The sequence below is a fragment of the Flavobacterium sp. genome, from assembly GCF_028712645.1.
In the GTDB taxonomy this organism is placed as follows: domain Bacteria; phylum Bacteroidota; class Bacteroidia; order Flavobacteriales; family Flavobacteriaceae; genus Flavobacterium.
Window position 1 is genome coordinate 1 of the sequence record NZ_JAQTPQ010000311.1, and the last position, 3743, is coordinate 3743.

Annotated in this window: 5 protein-coding genes; all 5 read left to right on the plus strand. The window is 32.8% G+C overall.

The window, feature by feature from the left end; all coding sequences use genetic code 11:
• Nucleotides 1–204: 204 nt before the first annotated feature.
• Entirely contained in the window at nucleotides 205–798 is a 594-nt protein-coding gene (locus PHC28_RS16920; RefSeq protein ID WP_300103355.1) for a TetR/AcrR family transcriptional regulator, read from the plus strand.
• A complete protein-coding gene (locus tag PHC28_RS16925; RefSeq protein WP_300103357.1) occupies nucleotides 795–2072 on the plus strand; it encodes a TolC family protein in 1278 nt (425 codons plus the stop codon). The genes PHC28_RS16920 and PHC28_RS16925 overlap by 4 nt, the downstream gene beginning before the upstream one ends.
• Nucleotides 2073–2120: 48 nt before the next feature.
• Nucleotides 2121–2996: an HlyD family efflux transporter periplasmic adaptor subunit gene (locus PHC28_RS16930; protein ID WP_300103359.1), complete on the plus strand. Its 876-nt coding sequence runs from the start codon at nucleotides 2121–2123 to the stop codon at nucleotides 2994–2996.
• 22 nt (nucleotides 2997–3018) lie between these two features.
• The gene (locus PHC28_RS16935; protein WP_300103361.1) at nucleotides 3019–3510 is read left to right on the plus strand and encodes a c-type cytochrome; all 492 of its coding nucleotides are present in this window, start codon (nucleotides 3019–3021) and stop codon (nucleotides 3508–3510) included.
• Nucleotides 3510–3743 (plus strand): ATP-binding cassette domain-containing protein (locus PHC28_RS16940; RefSeq protein ID WP_300103363.1); only part of this gene is annotated, 234 nt, incomplete at its 3' end. The genes PHC28_RS16935 and PHC28_RS16940, both read left to right, overlap by 1 nt.

The following is a 3743-nucleotide window of genomic DNA, read 5'->3' on the forward strand; positions in this document are numbered from 1 at the left end:
ATGCACAACCCTTTTATTCAGTTCTTTATGTTTTTGTTTTTGAACGTAAAAATATTGAGTGTTGTTGCATTCGGACACGGAGGAACAAGAGAAACTAAACATTAATTAAAAATGTTTTTAAAATAAAAAAAAGTATTTCATTGCGGAATACTTTTTTTATCTATCTTTGTTAACCAAATGGTTAAACTATATAGTTAAATACAAATGACTACAGAAGAAAAAATATTTAATGCTGCTCGAATCGTGTTTCAAAAGAAAGGATTTGCTGGTGCTAGAATGCAGGAAATAGCAGATGAAGCTGGAATAAATAAAGCGATGTTGCATTATTGTTTTAAAAGCAAAGAATTACTATTTAAAGCGATTTTTATGAATGCTTTTGGTCAATTGGCACCTCAAATCAATGCCATTTTTTATTCGCCTGATACTGTTTTTGATAAAATTAAAAAATTCACCCATAGCTATATTTCGTTTGTGATTCTTAATCCGTATTTGCCACAATTTGTAATTCAGGAAATGAACAACAATCCCGAGTTTGTAATGGCCTTTTTAAACTATGAAAATAGACCTAATCCAGCCATTTTAATTGCCCAAATTGAAAAAGAAATTGCAAACGGAATCATAAAACCCGTCAATCCCAAACAACTGTTGGTTGATATTTTTTCAATGACTGTTTTCCCATTTGCAGCCCAAGTGATGCTAAAAGGAATGATTCAAATTTCGGATTCCGAATTCAATCAAATGATGGAAGAACGAAAAACTAGTATTGCCGAACAAATAATTAATTCGATAAAAAAATGAAAAAAGTACTATTGACATTCCTTTTTATGTTGCCAATGCTGTCTTTTGCACAACAGACTTTGTCGTTAGAAGATTGCTATACTTTGGCTAATAAAAATTATCCTTTATTCAAACAAGCCGATTTATTACAGCAAAAAGCATCTTTAGAAATTGATGCGCTCAATAAAGGGAAACTTCCTAAAATGGATATTAATGCACAGGCTACTTATCAATCTGATGTTACTGGTTTGCCTATTTCCTTGCCTAATGTGACCCCATTAAATAAAGATCAATATCGCGCCACTTTTGATGTAAATCAGTTGTTGTATAATGGTGGTTTGATTGATGCTAATGCTAAGCTCAAGGCGGCTCAAACCAAAACCCAACAACAACAAGTTGAGGTGAATTTGTACCAAATTAGAACAAAAATTAACCAATTTTATTTTTCGGTTTTGTTGCTCCAAGAGCAAAAAACAATTTTACTTTCAAAACAAGCTCAACTAGCTTCGAAAGTAAATGAAGTGAAATCAGGAGTTAAATTTGGAGCTATCCTACCTGCTTCCGAAAAAGTTTTGGAAGCTGAAAACTTAAAGATAAATCAACAACTCATTGGAATCCAATTTGAAAAAAAGTGGTTATTAGAAAACTTATCTTCTTTAATTTTTACAACAATTGAAGAAAATACAATTTTTGTTCAACCAAAGATTTTAAATGATTTTTCTAATGAAAATAATCGTCCAGAATTGAAATTATTCGACTTTCAAAAAGAACAGATTGAGAATTCAAAAGAAATAATTTCTAAAAATAATCTACCAAAAATTAATGCTTTTGGTCAGGCAGGTTATGGAAATCCAGGATTAAATATGTTGGACAATTCGTTCCAGACTTTTTATATGGTGGGCTTGAAAGCCAATTGGAATGTGTTCGATTGGAACAAATCTAAAACTGAAAAAGAAGCGCTTTCAGTTTCGGCAGCCATCGTTTCAACTGAAAAAGAAACTTTTTTACTCAATAATAAATTGCAACTGCAAGAGATGGAAAACGAAATATATAAAACGGAAGAAATAATAAAATCCGATGTTCAAATTATCTCTTTGCGAGAAGATGTGGTTAAATCCGCGGATGCACAATTGAAAAATGGGGTCATCACTTCGTCAGAATTTTTGGTAGAATTTACCAATTTATATGAAGCCAAAACGAATCAGAAAACCCACGAAATTCAATTGGCTTTAGCGAAAGCGAATTATCAAGTTGTAAAGGGAAGCCCCCTCCCCCCCGAAGGAGGAACTAATTAGTTGATTTCAAAATCAGTCAAATAAATTAAATAGATAAAGACATATAAAATGAAAAAAATAATCACATTTCTAAGCCTGATTTCTCTCATTTCTTGTAATAAAAACAACGACAAAGCGGATGGTTACGGCAATTTTGAAGCAACTGAAGTAACTATTTCGGCTGAAGCCAATGGAAATATCGAATATTTGAAATTAGAAGAAGGCGATATTCTGGAACCTAAAACCCAAGTTGGGTTAGTCGATACAACCCAATTGTATTTCAATAAACAACAATTGATGGCTTCAAAAAGTACTGTTTTTTCGAAATCAAAAAATGTGTTGTCACAAAAAAACGTTTTACAAGAACAACTCAAAACCACTTTGATTGAAAAAAAGAGAATCGAAAATATGTTTGCCGAAAACGCTGCAACAAAAAGACAAGTTGACGAAATTGTGGGCAAAGTAAATGTCATTTTGGAGCAAATCCGTAGTGTAGAAACTCAGAATAGTCCAATTGTAAATGAGGTAAAAGCTATCGATGTTCAAATCGAAAAAATAAACGACCAGATTGAGAAAAGCAAAATCATAAATCCAATAAAAGGTACAGTCTTGGCTAAATATGCAGAACCCAATGAGGTAACTGCCTTTGGAAAACCACTTTATAAAATCGCCGATATTTCTGAGATGACACTTCGAGTGTATGTAAGTGAGACCCAATTACCTAATATAAAAATAGGGCAAAATGTAACTGTAAAAATTGATTCGGGAAAAGAGATGAAATCGTATCAAGGAGCAGTTTCCTGGATATCCTCTTCAGCTGAATTCACGCCAAAAGTGATACAAACAAAAGAAGAACGTGTCAATCTTGTTTATGCCGTGAAAGTGAAAGTTAAAAATGATGGAGGTTTAAAAATAGGAATGCCAGCCGAAATGTGGATTAAATAAATGTATAAAAAACAATAATAAAATGAAAACAAATGTATTGATAGTAGCAATTCTACTTGTCCTTTTTACTAGTTGCAAAAATCAAAAATCTTCTGAAGATTTTGGCATTTCGGCAACAACTTCCTCAACTGAAAACTCGGAAGCACTTGCTTTATTTCAGCAGAAATGTTACGCTTGTCATAGTGTTATAACCAAATCTCATAGCGAAATAATTGCTCCGCCAATGATAGCCGTTAAGAAAAGATATTCGATGCAATATGACAACAAAGAAGATTTTGTGAATGCTGTTGTAGCTTATGCCAGTGACCCAAAAGTTGAAAATGCTCTGATGCCTGGCGCAATTGATAAATTTAAACCAATGCCTAAGCAAGCTTTTGAAGAAAAGGATTTAAGGAAGATTGCAACCTATATCTATGAAAACCAAATTGAAACTCCAGTATGGTTTGAAGATCATTTTCAACAAAATCACAAAAATGGTCAAGGAATGGGAATGGGTATGAAAAATAATAAATAATGAGTATACAGGTCCAAAATATATCCAAATCCTACAACAAAATTAAAGCTGTTGAAGCCATTTCTTTTGATGTAAAAGAAGGAGAATTGTTTGGATTAATTGGGCCTGATGGAGCGGGAAAAACGACTATTTTTCGAATCTTAACGACACTTTTATTAGCCAATGAAGGTTCTGCAACAGTAGCCGGTTTCGATGTGGTGGAAGAGTATAAATCCATTAGGAATTCCGTAGGT